Annotated in this window: 21 protein-coding genes; 5 read left to right on the plus strand and 16 right to left on the minus strand. The window is 72.0% G+C overall.

Features of this window, described 5'->3' with window-relative positions; all coding sequences use genetic code 11:
* Positions 1–7: 7 nt before the first annotated feature.
* From ftsH to nsdA, 6 genes are all read right to left on the minus strand, one after another.
* Positions 8–1,981 carry an ATP-dependent zinc metalloprotease FtsH gene (gene ftsH / locus ACZ4TV_RS22920; RefSeq protein WP_468136599.1) on the minus strand — a complete coding sequence of 658 codons (1,974 nt, stop codon included), beginning with the start codon at positions 1,979–1,981 and terminating at the stop codon, positions 8–10.
* A 93-nt stretch (positions 1,982–2,074) separates the two neighbouring features.
* Entirely contained in the window at positions 2,075–3,649 is a 1,575-nt protein-coding gene (gene ffh / locus ACZ4TV_RS22925) for a signal recognition particle protein (protein WP_468136601.1), read from the minus strand.
* A gap of 199 nt (positions 3,650–3,848) precedes the next feature.
* Complete coding sequence (locus ACZ4TV_RS22930) at positions 3,849–6,275, minus strand: [protein-PII] uridylyltransferase (protein ID WP_468136602.1); 2,427 nt, start codon at positions 6,273–6,275, stop codon at positions 3,849–3,851.
* A 52-nt stretch (positions 6,276–6,327) separates the two neighbouring features.
* Positions 6,328–6,666: a P-II family nitrogen regulator gene (locus ACZ4TV_RS22935; protein WP_326587800.1), complete on the minus strand. Its 339-nt coding sequence runs from the start codon at positions 6,664–6,666 to the stop codon at positions 6,328–6,330.
* Positions 6,663–8,006, minus strand: a complete 1,344-nt coding sequence (locus tag ACZ4TV_RS22940) for an ammonium transporter (protein ID WP_468136603.1) — start codon at positions 8,004–8,006, stop codon at positions 6,663–6,665. The genes ACZ4TV_RS22935 and ACZ4TV_RS22940 overlap by 4 nt, the downstream gene beginning before the upstream one ends.
* A 309-nt stretch (positions 8,007–8,315) precedes the next feature.
* Positions 8,316–9,806, minus strand: coding sequence for a transcriptional repressor NsdA (gene nsdA / locus ACZ4TV_RS22945; RefSeq protein ID WP_468136604.1), 1,491 nt, complete (start codon positions 9,804–9,806; stop codon positions 8,316–8,318).
* A gap of 461 nt (positions 9,807–10,267) precedes the next feature.
* Here nsdA and ACZ4TV_RS22950 point away from each other — a divergent pair, with 461 nt between their 5' ends.
* The gene (locus ACZ4TV_RS22950) at positions 10,268–10,936 is read left to right on the plus strand and encodes a bifunctional DNA primase/polymerase (protein WP_468136605.1); all 669 of its coding nucleotides are present in this window, start codon (positions 10,268–10,270) and stop codon (positions 10,934–10,936) included.
* A 118-nt stretch (positions 10,937–11,054) separates the two neighbouring features.
* Here ACZ4TV_RS22950 and ftsY read toward each other — a convergent pair whose 3' ends face one another.
* Entirely contained in the window at positions 11,055–12,275 is a 1,221-nt protein-coding gene (gene ftsY / locus ACZ4TV_RS22955; RefSeq protein ID WP_468136606.1) for a signal recognition particle-docking protein FtsY, read from the minus strand.
* Between the two features lie 121 nt (positions 12,276–12,396).
* On the opposite strand from ftsY, the gene ACZ4TV_RS22960 reads away from it, so the two are divergent.
* Both ACZ4TV_RS22960 and ACZ4TV_RS22965 read left to right on the plus strand, forming a co-directional pair.
* A complete protein-coding gene (locus tag ACZ4TV_RS22960) occupies positions 12,397–12,552 on the plus strand; it encodes a hypothetical protein (RefSeq protein ID WP_468136607.1) in 156 nt (51 codons plus the stop codon).
* A gap of 63 nt (positions 12,553–12,615) precedes the next feature.
* Positions 12,616–13,602 carry an LLM class flavin-dependent oxidoreductase gene (locus tag ACZ4TV_RS22965; RefSeq protein ID WP_468136608.1) on the plus strand — a complete coding sequence of 329 codons (987 nt, stop codon included), beginning with the start codon at positions 12,616–12,618 and terminating at the stop codon, positions 13,600–13,602.
* A 40-nt stretch (positions 13,603–13,642) separates the two neighbouring features.
* On the opposite strand, the gene ACZ4TV_RS22970 is transcribed toward ACZ4TV_RS22965, so the two are convergent.
* From ACZ4TV_RS22970 to ACZ4TV_RS22985, 4 genes are all read right to left on the minus strand, one after another.
* Positions 13,643–15,076: a sugar porter family MFS transporter gene (locus ACZ4TV_RS22970; RefSeq protein ID WP_468136610.1), complete on the minus strand. Its 1,434-nt coding sequence runs from the start codon at positions 15,074–15,076 to the stop codon at positions 13,643–13,645.
* 210 nt (positions 15,077–15,286) lie between these two features.
* Positions 15,287–19,057 carry an AAA family ATPase gene (locus tag ACZ4TV_RS22975; protein WP_468136612.1) on the minus strand — a complete coding sequence of 1,257 codons (3,771 nt, stop codon included), beginning with the start codon at positions 19,055–19,057 and terminating at the stop codon, positions 15,287–15,289.
* A gap of 181 nt (positions 19,058–19,238) precedes the next feature.
* The gene (locus ACZ4TV_RS22980) at positions 19,239–19,454 is read right to left on the minus strand and encodes a hypothetical protein (protein WP_030162422.1); all 216 of its coding nucleotides are present in this window, start codon (positions 19,452–19,454) and stop codon (positions 19,239–19,241) included.
* A 348-nt stretch (positions 19,455–19,802) separates the two neighbouring features.
* Complete coding sequence (locus ACZ4TV_RS22985) at positions 19,803–20,084, minus strand: acylphosphatase (RefSeq protein WP_468136613.1); 282 nt, start codon at positions 20,082–20,084, stop codon at positions 19,803–19,805.
* A gap of 137 nt (positions 20,085–20,221) precedes the next feature.
* Here ACZ4TV_RS22985 and ACZ4TV_RS22990 point away from each other — a divergent pair, with 137 nt between their 5' ends.
* Entirely contained in the window at positions 20,222–21,124 is a 903-nt protein-coding gene (locus tag ACZ4TV_RS22990) for a CAP domain-containing protein (protein ID WP_468136614.1), read from the plus strand.
* A gap of 30 nt (positions 21,125–21,154) precedes the next feature.
* Here ACZ4TV_RS22990 and ACZ4TV_RS22995 read toward each other — a convergent pair whose 3' ends face one another.
* Positions 21,155–21,766: a flavodoxin family protein gene (locus ACZ4TV_RS22995; RefSeq protein ID WP_468136615.1), complete on the minus strand. Its 612-nt coding sequence runs from the start codon at positions 21,764–21,766 to the stop codon at positions 21,155–21,157.
* A 127-nt stretch (positions 21,767–21,893) separates the two neighbouring features.
* Here ACZ4TV_RS22995 and ACZ4TV_RS23000 point away from each other — a divergent pair, with 127 nt between their 5' ends.
* On the plus strand, positions 21,894–22,298 hold the full coding sequence (locus tag ACZ4TV_RS23000) for a winged helix-turn-helix transcriptional regulator (protein WP_468136616.1): 405 nt from the start codon (positions 21,894–21,896) through the stop codon (positions 22,296–22,298).
* On the opposite strand, the gene mutM is transcribed toward ACZ4TV_RS23000, so the two are convergent.
* The 4 genes from mutM to ACZ4TV_RS23020 form a co-directional block, all read right to left on the minus strand.
* Positions 22,271–23,164 carry a bifunctional DNA-formamidopyrimidine glycosylase/DNA-(apurinic or apyrimidinic site) lyase gene (gene mutM, locus ACZ4TV_RS23005; RefSeq protein ID WP_468136617.1) on the minus strand — a complete coding sequence of 298 codons (894 nt, stop codon included), beginning with the start codon at positions 23,162–23,164 and terminating at the stop codon, positions 22,271–22,273. The two genes, ACZ4TV_RS23000 and mutM, sit on opposite strands and share 28 nt — an antisense overlap.
* 128 nt (positions 23,165–23,292) lie before the next feature.
* Positions 23,293–24,138, minus strand: coding sequence for a ribonuclease III (rnc, locus tag ACZ4TV_RS23010; RefSeq protein WP_468136618.1), 846 nt, complete (start codon positions 24,136–24,138; stop codon positions 23,293–23,295).
* Positions 24,139–24,157: 19 nt separating this feature from the next.
* Positions 24,158–24,331, minus strand: coding sequence for a 50S ribosomal protein L32 (rpmF, locus tag ACZ4TV_RS23015; RefSeq protein ID WP_003965982.1), 174 nt, complete (start codon positions 24,329–24,331; stop codon positions 24,158–24,160).
* Positions 24,332–24,333: 2 nt separating this feature from the next.
* Positions 24,334–24,984: a YceD family protein gene (locus tag ACZ4TV_RS23020; protein WP_468136676.1), complete on the minus strand. Its 651-nt coding sequence runs from the start codon at positions 24,982–24,984 to the stop codon at positions 24,334–24,336.
* Positions 24,985–25,016 lie beyond the last annotated feature (32 nt).

The raw sequence follows: 25,016 nt of genomic DNA on the forward strand, positions 1-25,016 counted from the left end.
CCAAGTGTCAGTCGGTGTCGTGCGCCTTCGTCAGCCGGGGGATGCCCGCCGCGGCGTAGGCGGCCGCTTCGTCCAGGGTCTCGGCGGCGAGGAGGGCCTCCGCCAGGGCGTCCAGCTGCGCGCGGTGCTCGCGCAGCAGGCGGCAGGCATCGACGTAGCACTCGTCCACGATCCGCCGCATCTCGTGGTCCACCGCGTCGAGGGTGGCGGGGGCGGCGGACAGGCCGTAGGGGCCCTGTCCGTCGGACGGGATGGCGGTGAGCTTGCCGATGCGTTCGCTCATGCCCCAGCGGCCGACCATGCCGCGGACGATGTTGGTGACCTGTTCGAGGTCGTTCTCCGCGCCCGTGGTGATCACGTCGTAGACGATGTGCTCGGCCGCCATTCCGCCGAGAGCGCCGATGATCCGGCCCCGCAGGTACTCCTCCGTGTACGCGTACCGGTCCGCGTCCGGCGTCGAGAGGGTGACGCCGAGCGCGCGGCCTCGGGGGACGATCGTGATCTTGCGGACGGGGTCGGCGCCCGGCTGGAGCATGCCCAGCAGGGCGTGGCCGCTCTCGTGGTAGGCCGTACGGCGGCGCTCCTCCAACGGCATCACAAGTGAACGCTCCGCCCCGAGCTGGACCTTCTCCAGGGCGTCCGACAGGTCGGACTGGGTGACCTCTTTCTGCTGGCGCTTGACGGCGAGCAGCGCGGCCTCGTTGGCCAGGTTGGCGAGCTCGGCTCCGGTCATGCCGGGGGTGGTACGGGCCACCTGGGCCAGGTCGACGTCCGGGGCGAGCGGGATGTCCCGGGTGTGGATGCGCAGGATGGCCTCGCGGCCGCCCCGGTCGGGCGGGGAGACGACCACCGTGCGGTCGAAGCGGCCGGGGCGGGTCAGCGCCGGGTCCAGGACGTCCGCCCGGTTGGTGGCGGCCAGGACGACGACGCCCTCCGAGCCCGAGAAGCCGTCCATCTCGGTCAGGATCTGGTTCAGGGTCTGCTCGCGTTCGTCGTGGCCGCCCATGGCCGCGCCGCCGCCCCGTACCCGCCCGATGGTGTCGATCTCATCGATGAAGATGATCGCGGGGGCCACCTTGCGCGCCTCGGTGAACAGCTCGCGCACACGGGAGGCGCCGACGCCGACGATCATCTCGATGAACTCGGAGGCGGAGGCCGAGAAGAACGGCACCCCGGCCTCGCCGGCGACCGCCCGCGCGAGCAGGGTCTTGCCGGTGCCGGGCGGGCCGGAGAGCAGGACCCCGCCGGGCATCCGGGCGCCCATGCTCCGGTACTGCTGCGGATTCTTGAGGAAGTCGACGACGTCGTTGAGTTCCCCCTCGACCTCGTCGATCCCGGCGACGTCCTCGAAGGTGGTGCGTTTGGCGCCCGTATCCAGCTCCACCGGTTTGGGCGGGGCCTTGCGACCCAGCCCGCCCATGCCGCCCAGCCCCGTGCTCATGCGGCGGGCGATGAAGACCCACAGGAGGACCAGCAGCAGCATCGGGGCGAGGGAGAGCAGCAGATTGGCCAGGAAGCTGCGCTGCTCCACGACCGGGGAGGCCGTCACGTTCACGTTCTGCTTGGTGAGCTCGGCCCACAGGTCGTCGTCGGCGAAGGCCGGCCGCTGGCTGATGAACTTGGTGTAGTCGCCCTTGCCGCCGTCGGGCAGCGGCTGCTTGGCCTTCAGCTCACCCTGGATGGCGTCGCCCTTGGAGTAGATCTTCGAGACGTTGCCGTTCGCGACCTGCTTGCTGAACTCGGTGTACGAGATCGTCGGCTCGTCGCCCTCGTTGAAGAAGGACAGCACCAGGTTGGTGATCAGGTAGACGATCAGGGCGGTGAGGATCAGCCCCCGCCAGCCGCCCGGCATCCGCTTCTTCGGCGGAGGCGTGGGCGGTGCGCCTTCCGAGCGCCAGGGCGTATCGGCACGGTCGCGGGGAGGTACGGGGGTGGGGTTGGGCACGGGGCGCCTCCTTCTGCCATCCTCCCGGCCGACCATAAGCGACAAACCCGCCCATTGCCCCCGCAGAGACGGAAGGGCCCCGGCTGTGTGAACACAGCCGGGGCCCACGCGCGCCTCTCCGCGTACGTCCTACTTCATGAACTTCTTGAACTCGTCCGGAAGGTCGAATTCCTGCCCCGGCTGGCCGCCGCCCGCGGGAAGCCCGAAGGGGCTGCCGCCGGCCGCGGGCTCGATCGCCTGCGGGCCCTGCTCGCGGCGGGCCGCGGCTGCGGCCTCCTCTTCCTTGCGCTTCATCGGGTTGCCGCTCTTGCGCTTGCCCTTGGCCTGCTTGATCTGCTTCTTCTGCCGGCCGGGGCCGCCGCCCATCCCGGGGATGCCGGGCATCCCGGGCATGCCGCCGCCCTGCGCCATGCGGGACATCATCTTGCGGGCGTCGAAGAAGCGCTCGACGAGCGACTTGACGGCGCTGACCTCGGTGCCGGAGCCCTTGGCGATACGGGCACGGCGCGAGCCGTTGATGATCGTCGGGTCCTGGCGCTCGGCCGGCGTCATCGACTTGATGATCGCGGCGGTGCGGTCGACGTCGCGCTCGTCGATGTTGTTGATCTGGTCCTTGATCTGCCCCATGCCGGGCAGCATGCCGAGCAGCTTGGAGATGGAGCCCATCTTGCGGACCTGCTCCATCTGGGCCAGGAAGTCGTCGAGCGTGAACTCCTTGGGGCCCTTGGCGAGCTTGGCCGCCATCTTCTCGGCCTCGGCCTGCGAGAAGGTCTTCTCGGCCTGCTCGATGAGGGTGAGCATGTCACCCATGTCGAGGATCCGGCCCGCCATGCGGTCGGGGTGGAACGCGTCGAACTCGTCGAGCTTCTCGCCGTTCGAGGCGAACATGATCTGCTTGCCGGTGACGTGCGCGATGGAGAGCGCGGCACCGCCCCGGGCGTCACCGTCGAGCTTGGAGAGGACGACGCCGTCGAAGCCGACGCCGTCGCGGAAGGCCTCGGCGGTGTTGACCGCGTCCTGGCCGATCATGGCGTCGACGACGAAGAGGATCTCGTCGGGGCTGACGGCGTCGCGGATGTCCGCGGCCTGCTGCATCAGCTCGGCGTCGATGCCGAGGCGGCCGGCGGTGTCGACGATGACGATGTCGTACTGCTTGGTCCGCGCGTACTCGATGGAGTCCTTCGCGACCTGGACCGGGTCTCCGGCGCCGTTGCCGGGCTGGGGCGCGTACACGGCCACGCCCGCGCGCTCGGCGACGACGCTCAGCTGGTTGACGGCGTTGGGGCGCTGGAGGTCGCACGCCACCAGGAGCGGGGCGTGGCCCTGCCCCTTCAGCCAGAGGCCGAGCTTTCCGGCGAGGGTCGTCTTACCGGCACCCTGGAGACCGGCCAGCATGATCACGGTGGGGGCGGTCTTGGCGAAGCGCAGCCGCCGGGTCTCGCCGCCGAGGATCGTGACGAGCTCGTCATTGACGATCTTGAGGACCTGCTGGCCGGGATTCAGCGCCTTGCTGACCTCCTCGCCGCGGGCCCTCTCCTTGACGTTCGCGATGAAGGAGCGGACGACGGGGAGGGCGACGTCGGCCTCGAGGAGCGCGATACGGATTTCCCGGGCCGCCGCGTCGATGTCAGCCTCGGACAGCCGGCCTTTGCCGCGCAGGCCCTTGAAGGTATTCGCCAAGCGGTCGGAGAGCGTATCGAACACGGTGGTCGCGATTCCTCGGGTCGGGGGCGTTGTGGTCGACCCCCAGGGTATCGGGCCGGGCCGCGTGGTGGACCCGGCGGTCCGATCCCGGTCCCTGCCCGGACCCGCGCCTCCATCGCCGGCGGGGCTAAAAAATAGCCTCGCCGGCGTTTGAGGCGCGGGGGTCCGGGGGCAGAGCCCCCGGCAACGGCGCCGCAGGTTACGACAGGGCGGCCTGCACGGACCCGGCCAAGGCCGCCCCGCCACCGGGGGACAGGGGTTTGCCGTCCGCGTCCACTACGTACACGGTGTCCACCGCGTTCGCGCCCAGCGTCGAGACGTGCGCGCTACGCACCCGCACCCCGCCCGCCTCCAGCGCCCGCCCGATCCGGTGCAGCAGTCCCACCGCGTCCGGGGCGCGGACCTCCAGGACCGTGGCCAGCGAGGAGACGTCCGGGACCACCGTGACCCGGGGCGGCGGCGGAACCACGCCCCGCCGCCGCGGGTACGCCGCCTCGCGGTCCGCCAGCTTCGCCGGCACGTCCAGCGAGCCGTCCAGCGCGCGGATCAGGTCGGTACGGAGCCGGGCGGCCTCCGGCAGCGCGCCGTACTCCGCCGCCACCCGCCACCGCAGCACCAGGACCTCGCCCAGCTGGTCCGGGAGCTCCGTGGAGCGCAGATCCGCCGCCCGTACGGTGAGCCGGTGCAGGGCCAGCACCCCGGCCACCGCCGGCAGGACCCCCGGCTGGTCGGGGACCGCCACGACGAGTTCCACGCCGACCGCGTCCTCCTCCTGGCGGGCGTGGAGCGCCAGCACCGGCTCGCCGGTGCGCAGGGCCTCCACCGCGAGGCGTTCCTGCTCCGTGGTCGGGATCTCCGGTTCCCGGGCGGCCGGGGCCGTCCCGCGCAGTACGGCGGCGACCCGCGCGACGAGGTCCGCCACGAGCGATCCCCGCCATGCGCTCCACGCCGCCGGCCCGGTGGCCAGGGCGTCCGCCTCCGTCAGGGCGTGCAGGATCTCCAGCGTGCCCACCGAGCCGACGGCCTCGGCGACCGAGCGGACCGTGGCCGGGTCCTCCAGGTCGCGCCGGGTCGCGGTGTCGATCAGCAGCAGGTGGTGCCGTACGAGCGTCCCCAGCACGGCGACGTCCTGCGCGTCGAAGCCGACGCGTGCCGCGACGTCGCGGGCGATGGTCTCGCCGGCCACCGAGTGGTCGCCCGGCCAGCCCTTGCCGATGTCGTGCAGGAGCGCGGCCATCAGCAGCAGGTCGGGGCGGCCGACCCGGCGGGTGAGGGCCGAGGCCCGGACCGCCGTCTCGATGAGGTGCCGGTCCACCGTCCAGGTGTGGACGGGATTGCGCTGCGGGCGGCACCGCACCCGCTCCCAGTCGGGGAGCAGCCGCGTGATCAGGCCTTCCGCCTCCAGGGCCTCCCACACGGCCACCGTCGGCTCCCCCGCCCCCAGCAGGGTCAGCAGCTGCTCCCGCGCCTCGGCCGGCCAGGGCACCGGCAGCGGTTTCCCCTGGACCACGAGCCTGCGTACGGCGTGCAGCGATACGGGAAGACCCGCCTGCGCGGCGGCCGCGGCGAACCGCAAGGCCAGTACCGGATCGCGGTCCGGGCGCGCGGCCAGCGCCAGTACGGCCTCGCCGTCGGACTCCACCACCCCCTCGGCCAGGGGTGCCCGCGCGGCCGCCTGCGCGGCCCGCGTGCCCAGCAGCCCGCGCAGCCTCGGCCGGGCGGCGCGGGCCCGCAGCACGCGCCCCACCTCCCGCCAGGTCACGTCGGCGGCGTACGCGACGACCCCCGCGGCCTCGTACACCTCGCGCAGCAGCGCGTCCGCGTCGAGCAGCCCGAGCTGCGCCGCGACCTGGTCCTGTTCCTGGAGGGAGAGCCGGTCGGTGGCCCGGCCGGTCACCAGGTGCAGGGCGTCCCGTGCGTCCAGGAGCCGCCGCCGGGCGTCGGCGAGGCCCTCGCGCGGGGCGTCGGCCAGCCAGGACGCCGCGACCGCCCGCAGCGCGGTGACGTCCCGGAGCCCGCCGCGGGCCTCCTTGAGGTCGGGTTCGAGCAGGAAGCGGAGCTCCCCGGCCCGCTCGGCGCGTTCGCGGCACAGGGAGTGCAGTTGCGGGAGCCGTTTGGCCGCCTGGTTGCGCCAGTCGGCCAGGACGGAGGTGCGCAGGCCGGCGAGGAGCCCGGCGTCACCGGCGACCGTGCGGGCGTCGAGCAGGCCGAGGTGCGCCTTCAGGTCCTCGGCGGCTGTCTTGCGGGCCTCGCCGGGGGTCCGTACCGAGTGGTCGAGGGCGAGGCCGAGGTCCCACACCGGGTACCAGAGGCGATCGGCCAGGGCGCTCAGTGCCCGCGGCTCCGCCTTGCCGTCGTGCAGCAGCACCAGGTCGAGGTCGCTGCGCGGGGAGAGTTCGGCCCTGCCGTAGCCGCCGACGGCCACCAGGGTGGCGCCGCGGACGCCCGTCTCCCGTACGGCGGTCGTGAACAGGGCGTTCAGCCATTCGTCGGTCAGCCCGGCCAGGGCGGAACGCCGCGAGGGCCCGGACCGCGACTCCTCCTGGAGGAGTCGCAGCCGGGCCGCGGCGTATCCGCTGGGTCCCGAGTCGGCCGTGTGGTCCGTGGTCTCTTCGACGCTCGTCACCCAGGAGCTCCCGTCAGTTAGCGCCAGTACGGTCGATCAGGCCGGGCAGGCCCTACAGCGCGTCAGCGCCGCGCTCGCCGGTGCGGACCCGTACGACCGAGTCCACGGGGACGCTCCACACCTTGCCGTCACCGATCTTGCCGGTGGCCGCCGCGCTCACGATCACCCGGATCAGTTCCTCGGCGTCGGAGTCCTCGACCAGCACCTCGATGCGGATCTTGGGTACGAGGTCGACCTGGTACTCGGCGCCGCGGTAGACCTCGGTGTGGCCGCGCTGGCGGCCGTAGCCGCTGGCCTCGGTGACCGTGAGTCCCTGTACTCCGAAGGCCTGGAGGGCTTCCTTGATCTCGTCCAGCTTGTGCGGCTTGACGATCGCGGTGATCAGCTTCATGCGTCAACCTTCTTGCTCGCGGCGGAGGGGGTGGGGACGGCGGTGTTCCGCGAGGCGGCTCCGCCGCCGGCTCCGCTGAAGTCGTAGGCGGTCTCGGCGTGCTCGATCTGGTCGATGCCGGCGACCTCGTCGTCCTCGCTGACCCGCATCCCGATCGTCTTGTCGAGGAGGAAGGCGAGCAGCGCGGACGCCACCAGAGAGTAGGCGAGGACGGAGAAGACTCCGATGGCCTGCTTGCCGAGCTGTTCCAGGCCGCCGCCGTAGAAGAGGCCGGCCACGTCGGACTGGACGCCGCCGGTGGCGAAGAGGCCGACGAGCAGGGAGCCGACGACGCCGCCGACGAGGTGGACGCCGACCACGTCGAGGGAGTCGTCGAAGCCGAACCTGTACTTGAGGCCCACCGCCATCGCGCACAGCAGGCCGGCGATGGCGCCGACGGCGATCGCGCCGAGCGGGCTGACCGCACCGCCGGCGGGGGTGATGGCGACGAGGCCGGCGACCGCGCCGGAGGCGGCGCCGAGGGTGGTGAAGGAGCCGTGGCGCAGCTTCTCGTAGCCCAGCCAGGCGAGCATGGCGGCGGCGGTGGCGACCTGGGTGTTGAGGAACATCACGGCGCCGACGCCGTCGTCGTTGCCGAGCCAGGAGCCCGCGTTGAAGCCGAACCAGCCGAACCAGAGGAGACCGGCGCCGAGCATCACCAGGGGGAGGCTGTGCGGGCGCATCGGGTCCTTCTTGAAGCCGACGCGCTTGCCGATGACGAGGATCACGCCGAGGGCGGCGGCGCCGGCGTTGATGTGGACGGCGGTGCCGCCCGCGAAGTCGATGACGCCGAGCTCGAAGAGCCAGCCGCCGGCGCCCCAGACCCAGTGGGCGACGGGGAAGTAGACGACGGTGACCCACAGGGCGGTGAAGAGGGCCCAGGCGCTGAACTTCACGCGGTCGGCGAGGGCGCCGCTGATCAGGGCCGGGGTGATCACCGCGAACATCAGCTGGAAGACGGCGAAGACGTAGACCGGGATGGTGTAGCCGTCCCACAGCTCGGTGATCCCGATGCCGCTGAGGCCCACGTAGTCGGAGTTCCAGCCGATGAGGGAGCCGGAATCGGTGCCGAAGGCGAGGCTGAAGCCGTAGAGCACCCAGAGGATCGTGACGATCCCGAGGCTGATGAAGCTCATCATCAGCATGTTGAGGCTGCTCTTGACGCGGACCATGCCTCCGTAGAAGAAGGCGAGACCCGGGGTCATCAGCATGACCAGGGCGGAGCAGATGAGCATGAACCCGGTGTTCGCGGCAGACAGCGTCGGGGCGTCTGCCGCGAGGGTCGTGATGGCTGATGCCATCGGCGTCTCCTCGTCGTCGGTACGTTCGCGTGCGGGCGATCGTGAAAACCTGAGCGGCGGTAAGGGGTCCGGCCGGTGGGGTGGCTGGACTGGCCGGTTATTGGCCATGAGATTCGCGCAGGCCGGTTTCCGGCGGCGCCGCTGGGTGTTTCGTGCCCGTGACGAAGAGGTCGGGCGTGTTACGCGTCCATGAACGGACCGGTGATCAAAACCGGCCGCGGCGGTGCCCTGACGTCCTGGCTGGGGGAGCCTGATCGGGCTTCACGGGTGACTGCCGCGGCCGGGTCCGGGGGCGGCCGCACGGGCCGTTCAGACGGCCTCCGCCGCCTCGGGGAGGCGCGAGGCGAGGTGGTCGGTGAGCCGGACGATCTCGGCGACGTCGCCGTACTCACGGGCGGCGGCGTCGACGGTCTTGCGCAGCCGGGTGTTCACCCGTTCGGACCGCACCTTTCCCGCCACGTCCAGGGCCCGGCCGACGAGGACCGCGGCCTGCTCGGGTTCGCGCTGGAGCAGGTGGACGGTGGCCATGCCGATCAGGTTGAGGGCATAGGAGCGCTGGTGCTCCTCGTCCTTCTCGAAGAGCTCGACGGCCCGTTCCATGACGGGTTCGGCGAGGGAGGCGTAGGTGGGGCTGCGCCCGGCGACGTAGGCCAGGTCCCGGTACGAGTGGGAGTTCTCGCCGTTCAGCTCGGCCTCGGAGAAGAAGCGGATCCAGTCGGGCTCGGGCTCGCCCGCGAAGCCGACGTCGCCGAAGGTGTCCTCGGCCATCCGCACGGCCCGCTTGCAGCGGCTGGGCTGGCCCATGTTGGCGTACGCGCGGGCCTCCATCGCATACAGCATGGCCTGGGTGCGCGGGCCGGCGCAGTCGCGGCTGCCGTACTGCGCGAGGTGGATCAGTTCCAGGGCGTCCTCGGGGCGGCCCAGGTGGATCATCTGGCGGCTCATGCTGGAGAGGATGTAGGAGCCGAGCGGCTTGTCCCCGCCCTCCTTGGCCGCGTGCAGCGCGAGCACGAAGTACTTCTGCGCGGTGGGGTGCAGTCCGATGTCGTAGCTCATCCAGCCGGCCAGTTCGGCCAGTTCCGCGGCGACCTTGAAGAGCCGCTTCATGACCGGGGCCGGGTGGTTCTCCTGGAGCAGGTCGGTGACCTCGTGGAGCTGGCCCACCACGGCCTTGCGGCGCAGGCCGCCCCCGCACTGGGCGTCCCACTGGCGGAACATGACGGTGGTGGCGTCGAGGAGGTCGAGCTCCGGTTCGGAGAGCCGGGGCGGGCGGTGGCCGCCGAGGGCGCCCGTCGGCCCCGCCTCCCGCGGTCCCGGGTCGGCGGCCGGGACCGGGACGAGCCAGCGCTGCATGGGCTCGATGAGGGCGGGGCCGGCGGAGAGGGCGAGCGAGGTCCCGAGGAAGCCGCGGCGGGCCAGCATCAGGTCGCTGCGGGAGAACTCGCCGAGCAGCTCGACGGTCTGCGGACCGGCCCAGGGCAGGTCGACTCCGGAGACGGAGGGCGTCTGGTGGGCGGTGCGCAGGCCGAGCTGCTCGATGGCGACGACGGAGCCGAAGCGCTCGGAGAACAGCTCGGACAGGATGCGCGGCACGGGCTCGCGGGGCTGTTCGCCGTCGAGCCAGCGGCGCACCCGGGAGGTGTCCGTGCTGATGTGGTGGGCGCCCATCTGACGGGCCCGGCGGTTGACCTGACGGGCGAGCTCGCCCTTGGACCAGCCGCTGCGGACGAACCACGAGGTCAGCTGGTCATTGCGCGCAGCAGCGTCCTCGATCGTTCCGCTTGCGCCGTTGCCGCTCACTGGAACGCCCCCATCCGTTCAGCATCTTCCACACGAAACCCTGGCGCGGGCGCCGGGCGCCGCCACGGACCTTCACCAGTCCTTCACGCATTGCCTCCGGCATACCCACGGACGGGCCCGCCTTCGGTTTCGTGTACCGAAAGTAATCCTACGATCACCCCTGCGGCGAGGCCGATTCCAGAAACGCCACCATTCGCCACCCCTTCGAATGAACTCGCCACCGGCCAGGCGCGATTCACTTGACACCAAGGTGAAACGGATCGGTTGGACTGGAGTGCGCTCGGGGCGCGCGCGGCGAGGAGTGCGCCCGCGGGTCGGTCCCGGACGGAGTCCGGGGATGCGGCGCAGGGCACCCCGCGGCGGATCGCCGGCAGCGGATCCGCCGGCGCCGTCACGACCGGCGCCGTCACCACCGGCTTCGTAACCACCGGAGCGTCCGACCCGTTGGAGGGGGCATGGGCATGGGCTTCACGATCGGCGGCAGCCGCAGCACCAAGGAGTTCCGTTCCGGCACCCGGCGCCGTGGCCGGACCTCGGAGTGCACGGCGGTGGCGGAGTACACCGGCCTGTGGGGCTGGGACGTGGTGCCCGGCGCCCGCGCCGCGGCGCCCGCCCGCGACTGCTCGTGCGGGGACACGAAGTGCACCTCGCCGGGGGCGCACCCCCTGCCCCTCGCCCCCACGGTCCCGGCAGGGGCCACGCTGGACGAGGTCACCGAGGCCTGGGGCGAGTACCCGGGCGCCGCAGTACTGCTCCCCGTGGGCCGCGCCTTCGACGTCATCGAGGTCTCCGAGGAGGCCGGGCGGCGGGCGCTGGTGCGGCTGGAGCGGATGGGCCTGCCGCTCGGCCCGGTCATCGTCACCGCGGACGGCCGGGCGCAGTTCTTCGTGGCGCCGGGCGCGGCGGCCGAGCTGCCGCAGCTGCTGTACCGGCTGGGCTGGGACGACGCCGACCTCGACCTGCGGGCCCTGGGCGAGGGGGCCTTCGTCACGGCCCCGCCCTCCGACCGGGCCGGGCTCGGCCAGGTGGGCTGGCTGCGGCCGCCCGCGTTCGACTCCGCCGGGGGCCCGCCGCAGGCCCGGCTGCTGCTGGGCACCCTCGCCTACCTCTGCCACCGCTTCCGGCGGTAGGCGGCCCGGCGACAGCTGTGCAGGGGGTCCGGCGCGAGAAGAGGAGAAGGGCCGATATGAACAGTGCCCCCGCGTTCCGGTCGGAACGCGGGGGCACTGGCGTGCGGAGAAGCTGCGCTCAGTCGCCGATCAGGGCGTCCACGAACGCCTCCGGCTCGAAGGGAGCCAGGTCGTCCGGACCCTCGCCGAGGCCGACGAGCTTGACCGGGACGCCCAGTTCGCGCTGGACGGCGACGACGATGCCGCCCTTGGCCGTGCCGTCGAGCTTGGTCAGCACGATGCCGGTGATGTCCACGACCTCCGCGAAGACGCGGGCCTGGGTCAGGCCGTTCTGCCCGGTGGTGGCGTCGAGGACCAGCAGGATCTCGTCCAGCGGGCCGTGCTTCTCCACGACGCGCTTGACCTTGCCGAGCTCGTCCATGAGGCCGGTCTTGGTGTGCAGGCGGCCGGCGGTGTCGATGAGCACCACGTCGGCGCCCTCGACGATGCCCTCCTTGACCGCGTCGTAGGCGATCGAGGCCGGGTCGCCGCCCTCGGGGCCGCGCACGGTACGGGCGCCGACGCGCTCGCCCCAGGTCTGGAGCTGGTCGGCGGCGGCGGCGCGGAAGGTGTCGGCCGCGCCGAGCACCACGCTGCGGCCGTCGGCCACGAGCACCCGGGCGAGCTTGCCGGTGGTGGTGGTCTTGCCGGTGCCGTTGACGCCGACGACCATGATCACGCCCGGGGTGTCCTCGCCGCTCTCGGTCTTCACCGTGCGGTCGAAGTCGCCGAGCAGGGTCAGCAGCTCCTCCTTGAGCAGGGCGCGCAGGTCCGCCGGGGTGCGGGTGCCGAGCACCTTGACCCGCTCGCGGAGCCGGTCGACGAGCTCCTGGGTCGGCACGACACCGACGTCGGCGACGAGGAGGGTCTCCTCGACCTCCTCCCAGGTGTCCTCGTCGAGGTGCTCCCGGGAGAGCAGCGTGAGCAGCCCCTTGCCGAGGGAGTTCTGCGACCGGGCGAGGCGGGCGCGCAGCCGGACCAGGCGGCCGGCGGTGGGCTCGGGCACCTCGATCGCGGGCGCGGCCGGGACCGCGTCCACGACGGGCGTCTCGGCGGCCGGCGCCTCGACGGGCGCCGTGGCCTCCGGGAGCACGACCTCCTCGATCGTGCGGCGCGGCTCTTCCGCCGTCTCTACGGCGTCCTCCCCCACCTGCGGTTCGGCAGGCGGGGCAGTGATGGTCGGCGTACTCGACGGCGCCCGGGGCGGCAGCTGCTTCTTCTTGCGGCTGCTGACCACGAGCCCGCTGATCACGCCGACCGCGACCAGGGCGATGACTACAGCAAGGATGAGGATGTCCATAACCCCCCCAGTATCGGCCACGGCCGGCCCGGACCTCGGACCTTGGACGTTCACACCAGGACGTAAGTCTCCGCAAGGCGGCCGAGCGGCGGTCTGCGCCACCGAGCACGAGCTGATCACCATGGCGCGCGAGCATGGCGGAGCGGGCTCGGCCGAGCGGTCGTATCGCGGCCTCCCGCTGCCGTACGCCGCACTGCCGCGCACGGCGCCCGTGGAGCCGGCCCCCGCGGCGGCCGGGCAGCCCGCGTCCTCGCCCGCCGGATCCCTGTCCAACTGACGCTACGTCAGCTAACGTCCCCCTTCGCCCGCCCACCCACATCCGGCGAAGGGGGACTCCTCCATGCCCATCACCGTGGCCCGGTTCAATCTCGTCGACCCGAACGGCACCCCCGAGTCCCTCTCCGCCCGCTACAAGGCGGCACTGGAGATGGCCCGGTACGCGGACGACCGCGGCATCGACACCATCCAGACCGAGGAGCACCACGGCACCGGCAACAACTGGCTGCCCTCCCCCTTCGCCTTCGCGGGCGCGGTCTTCGGCGCCACCCGCCGGATCGCCGTCACCGTCTCGGCGATCATCGGCCCGCTGTACGACCCGCTGAAGGTGGCCGAGGACATCGCCGTCCTCGACCTGCTGAGCGGTGGCCGCCTGGTCACCGTCGCGGGCATCGGCTACCGGCCCGAGGAGTACGAGCAGCACGGCGTGGAGTGGGGCCGGCGCGGCCGGCTCCAGGACGAGCTGCTGGAGACCCTGCTGAAGGCGTGGACCGGCGAGCCCTTCGAGTTCCGCGGCCGCACGGTACGGGTCACCCCGACGCCGTTCACCCGGCCGCACCCGCTGCTCCTGGTCGGCGGCAGCTCCGAGGCGGCGGCCCGCCGCGCGGCCCGGCTCGGGCTGCCCTTCTTCCCCAGCGCGCACCTGCCGGAGCTGGAGGCGTACTACCAGGCGCGGCTCGCGGAGTACGGCACGGAGGGCTTCTGCATGATGCCGGCGGCCGAGACCCCGCTGCTGCACATCGCGGAGGACCCGGACCGGGTCTGGGCCGAGCACGGTGAGCGCTTCCTGCACGAGGCGGGCATGTACGCCTCCTGGCAGTCCAAGGACATCCGCAGCGCCGTACGGTCGGCCGCGCGCTCGGTGGCGGAGCTGCGCGCGGAGGGCGTGTACCGGATCCTCACCCCGGACGAGGCGGTCGCGTACGGCCGGGGCGCGGGCGAGGCGGGGAACCTGGTCCTGCACCCGCTGTGCGGCGGGATGCCGCTGGACGAGGGCTGGCGCAGCCTGCACCTGCTGTGCGAACAGGTACTGCCCCGGCTCAGGGACTGAGCCGGGGCAGTATCGAGGAGAGGGGTGTTGGCGGGGGTGGTTACCCCATCTCCTCCAGCGCCTTGCCCTTGGTCTCCGGCACCCACTTGAGGATGAACGGGACCGAGAGCAGGGCGAAGCCCGTGTAGATCACGTACGCGCCGGACAGGTTCCAGTCCGAGAGCGTCGGGAACGAGACGGTGATGACCCAGTTGGCGACCCACTGGGCCGCGGCGGCGAGACCGAGGGCGGCGGCCCGGATGCGGTTGGGGAACATCTCGCCGAGCAGCACCCAGACCACCACGCCCCAGGACAGGGCGAAGAAGAGCACGAAGGCGTGTGCGGCGATCAGCGCCACCGTGCCCTGGGCGCTGGGCATCGAGATGGTGCCGGCGATGTCCTCCTTGTAGGAGAACGCCCAGGCGCAGAGGCCCAGGGAGAGCGCCATGCCGACCGAGCCGATGAGCGCGAGCGGCTTGCGGCCGATCCGGTCGACGAAGATCATCGCGATCACCGTTCCGACGATGTTGATGATCGACGTGGTGAAGGAGTACAGGAACGAGCTGGTCGGGTCGATGCCGACGGACTGCCACAGCGAGGAGCTGTAGTAGAAGATCACGTTGATGCCGACGAGCTGCTGGAAGAGCGAGAGGCCGATGCCGATCCAGACGATGGGCAGCAGGCCGAAGCGGCCGCCGAGCAGGTCCCGGAAGGTGGACTTGTGCTCGGAGCGCATGGCCAGGTCGATCTCGGCGACGCGCGCGTCGAGGTCGACCGCCGAACCCTCCACGTCGCGCAGCACCTGCTTGGCCTGCTCGGTGCGGCCTACGGAGATCAGGAAGCGCGGGGACTCCGGGATGACGAAGGACATCAGCCCGTAGAGCGCGGCGGGGACGACCATGACGCCGAGCATCCACTGCCAGGCCTCCAGGCCGGCGAGCTTGCCGCGCTGGTCGCCGTCGGCGAGGTTCAGGATGCCCCAGTTGACGAGCTGGGAGATGGCGATGCCGATGACGATGGCGGCCTGCTGGAAGGAGGCGAGGCGGCCGCGGTAGGCGGCCGGGGACACCTCGGCGATGTAGGCGGGGCCGATGACGGAGGCCATGCCGATGCCGAAGCCGCCGATGACCCGCCACATGGCCAGATCCCAGAGGGCGAAGGGGAGGGCCGAGCCGATGGCGCTCGCGGTGAACAGGAGGGCCGCGATCTGCATGCAGCGGATGCGGCCGATCCGGTCGGCTAGGCGGCCGGCGGTGGCCGCGCCGAACGCGCAGCCGATCAGCGCGGCCGCGATCACCTGGGCGAGTGCCGCGGAACCGATCTCGAACCGGTCGCGGATGGCCACGACGGCGCCGTTGATCACGGAGCTGTCGTATCCGAAGAGGAAGCCGCCCATCGCCGCGGCCGCGGTGATGAAGATGACGTGGCCGAGGTGGTCGGGGTGGGCCGCCCGGCCGTGGGCTGCCGCGGCGGCCTTCGCTGTGCTGCTGGTCAAGGTGTGCTCCGTGGGGGTTTGTCCGTCCTTACAGTGGCGCACAGTTCAAGATCGGGCACCACCCGAAGGCGGGAGACAGCGGAGCGAGCCTATGCGTTCATTTCCTGAAGTCAATACGCGGGGGTGAAGTGCACGAGCGCCAGGACTGGAGGTAGTGATTTCACCTCTTGAAGCGAGGGATGGCCGGTCGGGTCGGTCGGGTGGGGCGGGTCAGCGGAGCCGCTGACTGATGACCTTGGAGACCCCGTCCCCCTGCATCGAGACGCCGTAGAGCGCGTCGGCGACCTCCATCGTCCGCTTCTGGTGCGTGATGACGATCAGCTGCGAGCTCTCCTGGAGCTCCTCCATGATCCGGATCAGCCGCTGCAGGTTGGTGTCGTCGAGCGCGGCCTCGACCTCGTCCATCACGTAGAAGGGGCTGGGGCGCGCCTTGAAGATGGACACCAGCAGGGCCACGGCGGTCAGCGAGCGCTCGCCGCCGGACAGCAGCGACAGCCGCTTGACCTTCTTGCCCGGCGGGCGGGCCTCGACGTCGACGCCCGTGGCGAGCATGTTGTCGGGATCGGTCAGGATCAGCCGGCCCTCGCCGCCGGGGAACAGCCGCGAGAACACCCCCTCGAACTCCCTGGCCGTGTCCCGGTACGCCTCGGTGAAGACCTGCTCGACGCGCTCGTCGACCTCCTTCACCACTTGAAGGAGATCGGCACGGGTCTTACGGAGATCCTCGAGCTGCTCGCTGAGGAACTGGTGGCGCTCCTCCAGCGCCGCGAACTCCTCCAGCGCGAGCGGGTTGACCTTGCCGAGCTGCTGGTAGGCGCGTTCCGCCGCCTTGAGCCGCTTCTCCTGCCGGGCCCGGACGAAGGGGCCCGGCCGGTTGCGCGGGTGCTCCGGGTCCTCGGGCAGCGTCTCGCCCTCGGCGGGCGGGGACGGGGGAACCGGCTGGTCGGGGCCGTACTCGGCGACGAGCCCGGCGGCCTCCATGCCGAACTCCTCCAGCGCCTTGGCCTCCAGTGCCTCGATGCGCAGCCGCTGCTCGGCGCCGAGGACCTCGCCGCGGTGGACGGAGTCGGTGAGCTTGTCGAGCTCCCCCTTCAGGTCGCGCCCGCGGTTCCTCGCCTCGCCGAGCTCCCGCTCGCGCAGGCCCTTGACCTGTTCGGCCGCCACGCGCTCCTCGTCGGCCCTGCGGAGCGAGACCTCCACGTGCGCGAGGAGCTGTCGTGACCCGTCGGCCACGGCCCGGGCCACCTCCGCCTCGTGCCGCAGCCGCGCCCGGCGCCGCTCGGCGCGGGCCCGGGCCTCGCGTTCCGCCCTGGCCGCGCGGTCCAGGGAGTCCGCCCGTCCGGCCAGTGCCTTGACCCGCTCCTCATGGGTCCTGAGCTGCAGCCGGGCCTCCATCTCGGTCTGCCGGGCGTTGGCCCCGTCGGCCGCGAGCCGGTCCCGCCGGGAGCTGTCCGGCTCGTCCTCCACCGGCATCTCCTCGGCGGTCGCGAGCCTCTCCGCGCACTCCTCCACCTCGGCCAGCGCCCGCTCCAGCGCGTCCTGGGCCTTGGCTGCGGCGGCGGCGCACCGCTCGGCTTCGCCGGCGGCCCCCTTCGCCTGCCCGGCGAGCCGCCCGAGCTGCTGCGCGACCCCGGCCCGGGCCTGCTCCGCGGCGCGCCGCCGCTCGGCGAGCTCCTCGACCAGGGCAGCCGCGTCCTGCCGACGGGCCTGGGCGGTCGCCTGTGCCTCGCCCAGCTCCCCGCACCGCACGCCCAGCCGGGCCAGCTCCGCCGCTGCCTCGTCGACGGCGGCCTGCACCTCGATCAGGCTGGGCGCCCCAGCGGAGCCGCCGTGCGCGAGGTGCGCCCCGAGCACGTCCCCCTCAAGGGTCACGGCCACCGCGTCGGGCCGCTGCGCGACGAGCGCCTCGGCCTCGTCGAGGGTCCCGACCACGAAGTGGTCCCGCAGCACCCACCCCACGGCCCGCCGCACTTCGGGGTCCCCGCCGACGAGCCCCCCGGCGGGCACGCCTGCGGGCACGCCTGCGGGCACGCCTGCGGGCACGCCTGTGGGCACGCCTGTGGCAAGCCCGGTGGCGGCTTCGCCTGCGGGTCCGCCCACGGGTCCGCCCACGGGTCCGCTGCTGGGGCTCCGCCCCAGACCCCGCGCCTCAAACGCCGGCGGGGCTGGATCGTGCCCTTGAGGCGCGGGTCCGGGCAGAGCCCGGTTTCGGGAAGGCGCACCGGGGCCCGGGTCGGGGCCCGGGCCCTGGCCCGGGAGGGCCGGTGTCGTCGGGGTGATCAGGAGCGTGGCGCGGCCGGCGTCCGCGTCGCGGAGGTGGCGGATCGCCTCGGCCGCCGCTCCCGGGGAGGCCACCGCCAGCGCGTCCGCCGCCGAGCCCAGCGCGGCGGCCACGGCGGCCTCGTACCCCGGGGTCACCGACAGCCGCTCCGCCGCCGGCCCCAGCAGCCCGGCCAGCCGCTCGCGCGCCGCGAGCAGCGCCCCCGTACCGTCCTTGCGGCGCAGCCCCAGCGCCAGCGCGTCCCGCCGCGCCGACACCGCCGCCCTCGAACGCTCCGCCCCGGCCAGGGCGTCCCGCGCCGCGGACAACCCCGCCTCCGCCGCCTTCAGCTCCGCCCGCGCGGCCTCGTGGTCCGCGTCCACCGACGGGTCGTCGAGCCCGCCGACCTCCTCGGCGAGGGCCTCGTACTCCGCCTGCGCGGCAGCGGCCCGGGACTCCGCCTCGTCCCGCGCCGCGACGAGCCGGTCGATCTCGGCCTGGGCCGCCCCCGCCCGGGAGCGGGCCGCGCCGAGCCGCCCGGTCAGCCGGGCCAGCCCCTCCCGGCGGTCGGCGATGGCCCGCGCCGCGTCCCGCAGCCGCCGTTCCTCCTCGGCCAGCGCGCGCTCCAGCTCCGCCCGGTGCTCGGCCGTGTCCTCCAGCGCCCGCGAGGCCGCCTCCAGGGCCGCCGTCAGTTCCGCCTCCTGCTCGCGGATCCTCGCGGCCTCCCTCTCCATCTCCTCCGGGTCGCGACCGCGCCGCTCCTCCTCCGCCGGGGCCGTCGCGCTCTTGACCCGTGCGTCCGCCAGGGAGGCGGTCCCCCGTACCCGTTCGGCGAGCTGCGACAGCTCGTACCAGGTCTGCTGTGCCCGCTGCAGCCTCGGCGCGAGCTCCCGTACCGCCTCCTCCAGCTCCGCCTCGCGCCGCAGCGCGTCCGCGAGCTGGGCCTCGGCGGCCTCCTTGCGCTCCTTCAGCGCCGCCTCGTCCGCGATCTCCGCGTCGAGCGCCCGCCGCAGCGTGACCAGGTCGTCGGCGAGCAGCCGCAGCCGCGCGTCGCGCAGGTCCGCCTGGATCACGGCCGCCCGCCGCGCGACGGCCGCCTGCCGTCCCAGGGGCTTGAGCTGGCGTCGCAGCTCGTCGTTGAGGTCCTGCACGCGCGCGAGATTGGCCTGCATCGCGTCCAGCTTCCGCAGCGCCTTCTCTTTCCGCTTGCGGTGCTTCAGTACGCCGGCCGCCTCCTCGATGAAGGCGCGGCGCCCCATGGGATCGGCGTGCAGTACGGAGTCCAGCTGGCCCTGTCCGACGATGACGTGCATCTCGCGGCCGATGCCGGAGTCGGAGAGCAGCTCCTGGATGTCCAGCAGGCGGCAGGTGTCACCGTTGATCTGGTACTCGCTGCTGCCGCCGCGGAACATGATCCGGGTGATGGTGACTTCGGCGTAGTCGATGGGCAGCGCGCCGTCGGAGTTGTCGATCGTCAGCGACACCTCGGCGCGCCCGAGCGGCGGACGCCCGGTGGTGCCGGCGAAGATGACGTCCTCCATCTTCCCGCCGCGCAGGGACTTGGCGCCCTGTTCCCCCATGACCCAGGACAGCGCGTCCACCACGTTGGACTTGCCCGAGCCGTTCGGACCCACGACACACGTGATGCCGGGTTCGAAGCGCAGGGTGGTGGCGGAAGCAAACGATTTGAAGCCACGCAGGGTCAGGGACTTGAGGTGCACGCCGCCGGACTCTACCTTTCACGTTCGGTTTCACCCATGAAGGTGCAGGGCACAACTGACGTCAAGGAATCATGCCCCCCACCTGGCCCTGTGGCCTGTGGCGCAGCAAAGAAAGAAGGGACGCCGGGGCGTCCCTTGCAAATCATTCGGGGCTGGATTCGAGCGACGAGGTGAGCGCGGATCAGGTGAGCGCAGGCTCCGCCTGGGGTACGTCGATGTCGATGCGGTCCAGCAGCGAGTCTCCGTGCTGAGCGGCGGCCGCGTTCAGCGCGTCATTTTCAGACTGAATCCGTACGAGCTCGGACTCGAGGTCCTGGACGCGCTGCTGAAGCCGTCGCATCTCGGCGAGGAGTCGCGGATCGGAACCGCCGACGTAACCGAGAAGCGCCTTTGCCATGATGGATGGTCCTCCACACTGAGTGACCGACCGAAGCGGTGTGGGTCGTGAGGGAATCGCACCCGCGGATGTCCGGCAGCGACTGACAGTCACTGCGCTTACTACTGCCAACACTGCCAAACAGCTCAGGTGCGCGGGGCTTCCAGCGTCTCACCAAAAAGTTTGACGGTCAACACGATCACGCCCCGTATCGGCGGGCACCCCGGCCCTCGCAACGGGCGTGGAGATCATCCTCATCTCCGAGCCTTCCACGAATCACGCCCGTCGGCAACGTCTCGGCGGAGAATGCGCAGTTCCGACCATGTGCGGACGGTCGGGTGTGTGATGAGTGCATGATCAGTCGATCGGTCACCGCATCCCGAACCCGTCGTAGCCACCGCGCGGTGTCCCCCAGATCTCTGTCACCCCGTCCACCCGGCCGGGCGTGTCGCAGGAGCGCAGCCAGTCGAGCAGCCGGTGGCAATTCTCACGTTGACCTTCGGCCACCACCTGTACTCGCCCGTCGTCGAGGTTGAGCGCGAAGCCGACGACCCCGCCGATCTCCAGGGCGTTCTCCCTGGTGAACCAGCGGAACCCCACTCCCTGCACACGGCCGCGCACCCAGGCGGTCAGACGGACCTCTTCATTCATGCGTGAACGCTAACCGGGCAAACACTTTCGGGGCACATCGCCCCCCTGGCCCCATGGCGTACAGTCGCGCACCAATGAGCTCACCCATTTGGGTGCGTAAAGGACGATCTTGATCCGGCAAGGAAGGCAAGCCACCGATGGGACGCCACCGACTCCAAGCCGCGCCGCGCCGCGGCGGCAAGCGCGGCACCGCCCTGCGTAACGGCCTGCTGGGCGTCTCGGTGGCCGTGGCCCTCGGCACGGCAGCCGTCACCACCGGCATGGTGCCGGTCGGCGGCTCCTTCCCCTATGTGGGTGTCAGCGGTACGGATACCGCCGCCCCGACGGCGGCCAAGGCCAAGGTCCCGTCCGGCCCCGACGACACGCTGCCGCGGCGGGACGGCCTCGCCAGCCTGTCCGGCCGCGCCTCCTCGGGTACCGGCGAGGGCGCCGCGTCCGCGAGCCCGTCGGCCTCCCCCTCCCCGTCGGCCTCGCCGACGCCCTCCGCGTCCCCCTCGCCGAGCGCCTCCGCGTCCCCCTCGCCCAGCGCCTCCCCGAGTGCCGCGCCACCGGCCAAGCCCGCCCCCTCCACCAAGGCCCCGCGGACGAACCCGGCCCCGGCCCCCTCGAAGCCGGCCCCGCCGAAGCCGGTCGCCCCCGCGGCTCCGCCGGTCACGGACGGCCACTCCGCGGAGGAGGCCGCCGTGGTCGCCCTGGTGAACCAGGAGCGCGCGCAGGCCGGGTGCCGTCCGGTCCGGGCCAATCCGCCGCTCGCGGCGCTGGCCGGAGCCTTCAGCAAGGACATGGCCACCCGCGGCTTCTTCAGCCACAACGACCCCGACGGGGACTCCCCCTGGGACCGCGCCACCCAGGCAGGCATCTCGGGCCTCGGCGGCGAGAACATAGCCCGCGGCCAGGGCGACGCCGAGGCCGTGATGAAGGCCTGGATGAACAGCCCGGGCCACAAGGCGAACATCCTCAACTGCGAGTTCCGCACCCTCGGCGTCGGCGCCCACTTCGCCGCCGGCGGCCCCTGGTGGACCCAGGACTTCGGCTTCTAGGACCGCCGCCACCCACGTGGAAGCGGCGGCTCAGACGGCCGCGGCGGCCAGGGCCGCACGTCCCGCGACGACGACGCGCGTCTGCTCGGCGACACGGCGGCCCAGGTGCTCGGCGGTCGCGATGTCGGCCTTGTGGACGGCGTCCGCACCCTCGTCCGAGTTGGACTGGGCGGCGGCGCCGGAGAAGAACCCGAGGCGGTTGAGGTCGTTCTCGGAGCCCGTGCTGGAGTTCCAGCCCGGCTTCAGACCCAGGTTGATCCAGCTCATGCCGTGCTGCGCGGCCAGCGTCTGGAAGTACTGCAGGGTGTGCAGTTTGTCGCCGCTCTTGGACCCGGAGTTCGTGAAGCCGGCGGCCACCTTGTCCTGCCAGACGTCGCCGAACCAGCGCTTCGAGGTGGCCTCGGCGAAGGCGTGGAAGGCACCGGAGGCGGTGCCCATGTAGGTCGGGGAGCCGAAGACGATCGCGTCGGACGCGTCGAGCAGTTCCCACTGCGCCTCGTCGATCTCATCGACCTTGATCAGGTGGACGGTCGCCCCGGCGTCCACCGCGCCGTTGCGGACGGCCTCGGCGACAACGGCGGTGTGGCCGTAGCCGGAGTGGTAGGCGATCGAGACGACGGGGGCGTGCGTGATACCGGACAAGGCTGATCTCTCCCTCGGAAAAGGCTCTCGCCGCAGCACGGGGCGTGGTGCGACGAGAAAGAGAAAAGCACTAACTTTTCGAAAGCGCAACCTGCCGGTTAGCGCTGCACGGGAGTACGCTTTCCCCATGGAGACCGCAGCCCGCACCGAAGCCGCCGCGCCCGAGGCACCGTTCGATGTGTTCGCGCGCGCCTGCCCGTCCCGGGAGACGCTGGAACACGTCACCGGCCGCTGGGGCAGTCTCACCGTGGGCGCCCTGCGCGAAGGCCCGTGCCGCTTCAACGAACTGCGCCGCCGGGTGGAGGGCGTGAGCGAGAAGATGCTCTCCCAGACCCTGCACGCGCTGGAGCGCGACGGCATCGTCAACCGCGAGGCGCAGCCGACGAACCCGCCCCGCGTCGACTACGAGCTGACCCCGCTGGGCGTCGAGGTCGCGGACCGGCTGCTCGCGCTCATCCACTGTCTGGAAGGGAACATGCCCGCGGTGCTGAGCGCCCGGGAGTCCTACGACGGGACGCGCGGCGGTCGCTGACAGCGCGGGCAGAAGTAGCTCGACCTGTTCATCCACGGGCGGCGGCGCATCGGCGTACCGCAGCGCCGGCAGGGCTCGTCCTCGCGCCCGTAGGCGTCGAGCGAGCGGTCGAAGTATCCCGACTCCCCGTTCACGTTGACGTACAGGCTGTCGAAGCTGGTGCCTCCGACGGCGAGGGCGGCGTTCAAGACGTCCCGGACATGGCCGAGGAGTTCCGCGCTCCGGGGGCGCGTGAGATGGGCGGTGGGGCGCTCGTAGTGCAGCTTCGCGCGCCACAGCGCCTCGTCCGCGTAGATGTTGCCCACACCACTGATCAGGGACTGGTCCAGCAGCGCCCGCTTGACCGTGGTCCGCTTGGCGCGCAGTGCGAGGTGGTACGCCACCTCGTCGAACAGCGGGTCCAAGGGGTCCCGCGCGATGTGCGCGATGACGTCGGGCAGCCCCTCCGCGCTGTCGGCGACAGCGTCGTGCAACGAGAGGCCGCCGAAGGTCCGCTGGTCCACGAAGCGCAGCTCCGTCCCGGCGGCGCCCGCAGCGGAGCCGCTGTCGGAATCAGTGAACCGCACCCGGATCCGCAGGTGCTTCTCGTCGGGGGCGTCCTGCGGCCGCACGAGCAGCTGCCCGCTCATGCCGAGGTGCCCGAGCACGGACAGGTCCCGCCCCTCCAGCGGCAGCCACAGGTACTTTCCGCGCCGGCGCGGCACCCCGATCGTCTCCCCGCGCAGCCGCGCCGCGAAGTCGGCCCCGCCGCCCGGATGGCGCCGTACGGCCCGCGGGTGCAGGACCTCGACGGCCTCGACGGTCCGCCCGGCCACCCAGCGCTCCAGCCCCCGTCGCACGACTTCGACTTCGGGCAGCTCGGGCACGGTGCACCTCCGGTGGGACGAGGATCTGGGCGCTCCAGGCGAGCGTACCGGCCGCCCCGGAAACGGAACCGCCCGCCCCTGCGAGGCAGGGACGGGCGGGGTGAATCCCGAAGGACCCGAAGGAAGGGTCAGGCGTCCGGCGCCGGCTCGGCGGGCGTCGGCACCCCGCCGTCCTCGCCCCCGGCCGGAGCCGGGACCTCGGCCGGAGCGGCGGCGGCCACGGCAGCCGCCGCGATCCGCTCGTCCGCCGCGGCGCGGATTCCGCGCCATGCGGACTCCGCGGCCTGCTGTTCCGCTTCCTTCTTGCTGCGGCCGGTGCCGGTGCCGTACGAGACACCACCGACGCGAGCGGCAGCAGTGAAGGTCTTCTCGTGGTCCGGTCCGGTCTCGGTGACCAGGTATTCCGGTACGCCAAGACCTTCGGCCGCCGTGAGCTCCTGGAGACTGGTCTTCCAGTCCAGGCCGGCCCCGAGGTTCGAGGACTTCTCGATGAGCGGGTCGAAGAGCCGGTGAACCAGCTCCGAGGCCGCGTCGAGGCCCTGATCGAGGTAGACCGCGCCGATCACCGCTTCAAGGGTGTCGGCGAGGATGGAGGCCTTGTCCCGGCCGCCCGTGCCCTCTTCGCCCCGGCCGAGCCGGATGAAGGAGCCGAGTTCGAGGCCGCGCCCGACCTCCGCCAGTGCGCGCGAGTTGACCACCGCGGCCCGAAGCTTGGCCAGCTGGCCTTCGGGGAGATCGGGGTGGGTCGTGTACAGCGTGTCCGTGACCACCAGGCCCAGCACGGAGTCCCCGAGGAACTCCAGCCGTTCGTTGGTGGGCAGACCGCCGTTCTCGTACGCGTACGAGCGGTGGGTCAGTGCACGCACCAGAAGGGCGGACTCGAGTTGATACCCGAGCCGCCCTTCCAGAAGCGTGTGGGACGAGGCCGCGTTGTTACTGTCTGCCTGCTTCTCAGCGTTGGACAGCTCAGACATTGCGCCTCTCACCAGCCGCTCAGACCTCGAGGACCTGGCGCTTGTTGTAGGTGCCGCAGCTCGGGCACGCAATGTGCTGGAGCTTCGGCTCCTGGCAACGCTCGCACGAAACCAGGGTGGGGACCGCAGCCTTCCACTGCGACCGGCGGTGGCGCGTGTTGCTGCGCGACATCTTCCGCTTCGGAACAGCCACGGCTACTTCTCCTGCTTCTCGGCGGCGCTCTGAACGTCGTCAGATGCAGTGCCGCTCATGTTGTCCTTCTCGTCGTCCTGATCGGTCACGACGAGTTCCTGCAATGCCGCCCACCGGATGTCGACGGCGTCATGGTGGTGGTCCGGGTCGTCGTTCAGGCTGAGCCCGCAATCGGGGCACAGTCCGAGACAGTCCTCCCGGCACACCGGCTGCAGCGGCAGTGCGAGCACCACCACGTCACGCAGCACGGGTTCGAGGTCGAACAAACCGTCCTCGAGGAAGAGCGTGTCCTCGTCGTCCTCGGCGTCGTCGGCCGGTTCCGCCTTGGAGCGGCTCCGGTCGTCGGCGTCAGGGTACGAGAACATCTCCTGGAAATCCGCCTTGAGCTCGCGCTCCACGGACTCCAGACACCTTACGCACTCCCCCACGGCCGACGCACGGGCGGTGCCTGTGACAAGCACCCCTTCCATGACCGACTCCAGGCGGAGCTTGAGCTTCACCGGGCTGCCTTCCGGCACTCCGATGACGCCGGCGAGACCGAGGTCCGCCGGTGCCGCGATCTCACGGGACAGCCGCTGCATGGCACCAGGACGCCGACCCAGCTCGTGCGTGTCGAACACGAGGGGGTTGCGGTGGTCGAGGCGGGTGTTCAGGGCTGTTCCTGCTTTCACGGATCGCTGAAGAT

The organism is Streptomyces sp. NPDC028910 (assembly GCF_055564955.1).

What these genes read in the sequence shown, in the direction of transcription:
- ACZ4TV_RS22965 (WP_468136608.1), top strand. Translation starts at nt 12,616, where the DNA reads ATGCCCATCACCGTGGCCCGGTTCAATCTCGTCGACCCGAACGGCACC.
- ACZ4TV_RS22985 (WP_468136613.1), bottom strand. Translation starts at nt 20,084, where the DNA reads ATGAATGAAGAGGTCCGTCTGACCGCCTGGGTGCGCGGCCGTGTGCAG.
- ACZ4TV_RS22935 (WP_326587800.1), bottom strand. Translation starts at nt 6,666, where the DNA reads ATGAAGCTGATCACCGCGATCGTCAAGCCGCACAAGCTGGACGAGATC.
- ACZ4TV_RS22940 (WP_468136603.1), bottom strand. Translation starts at nt 8,006, where the DNA reads ATGGCATCAGCCATCACGACCCTCGCGGCAGACGCCCCGACGCTGTCT.
- ACZ4TV_RS22980 (WP_030162422.1), bottom strand. Translation starts at nt 19,454, where the DNA reads ATGGCAAAGGCGCTTCTCGGTTACGTCGGCGGTTCCGATCCGCGACTC.
- ACZ4TV_RS22960 (WP_468136607.1), top strand. Translation starts at nt 12,397, where the DNA reads ATGGCGCGCGAGCATGGCGGAGCGGGCTCGGCCGAGCGGTCGTATCGC.
- ACZ4TV_RS22950 (WP_468136605.1), top strand. Translation starts at nt 10,268, where the DNA reads ATGGGCTTCACGATCGGCGGCAGCCGCAGCACCAAGGAGTTCCGTTCC.
- rnc (WP_468136618.1), bottom strand. Translation starts at nt 24,138, where the DNA reads ATGTCTGAGCTGTCCAACGCTGAGAAGCAGGCAGACAGTAACAACGCG.
- ACZ4TV_RS22990 (WP_468136614.1), top strand. Translation starts at nt 20,222, where the DNA reads ATGGGACGCCACCGACTCCAAGCCGCGCCGCGCCGCGGCGGCAAGCGC.
- ftsH (WP_468136599.1), bottom strand. Translation starts at nt 1,981, where the DNA reads ATGGTCGGCCGGGAGGATGGCAGAAGGAGGCGCCCCGTGCCCAACCCC.
- ftsY (WP_468136606.1), bottom strand. Translation starts at nt 12,275, where the DNA reads ATGGACATCCTCATCCTTGCTGTAGTCATCGCCCTGGTCGCGGTCGGC.
- ACZ4TV_RS23000 (WP_468136616.1), top strand. Translation starts at nt 21,894, where the DNA reads ATGGAGACCGCAGCCCGCACCGAAGCCGCCGCGCCCGAGGCACCGTTC.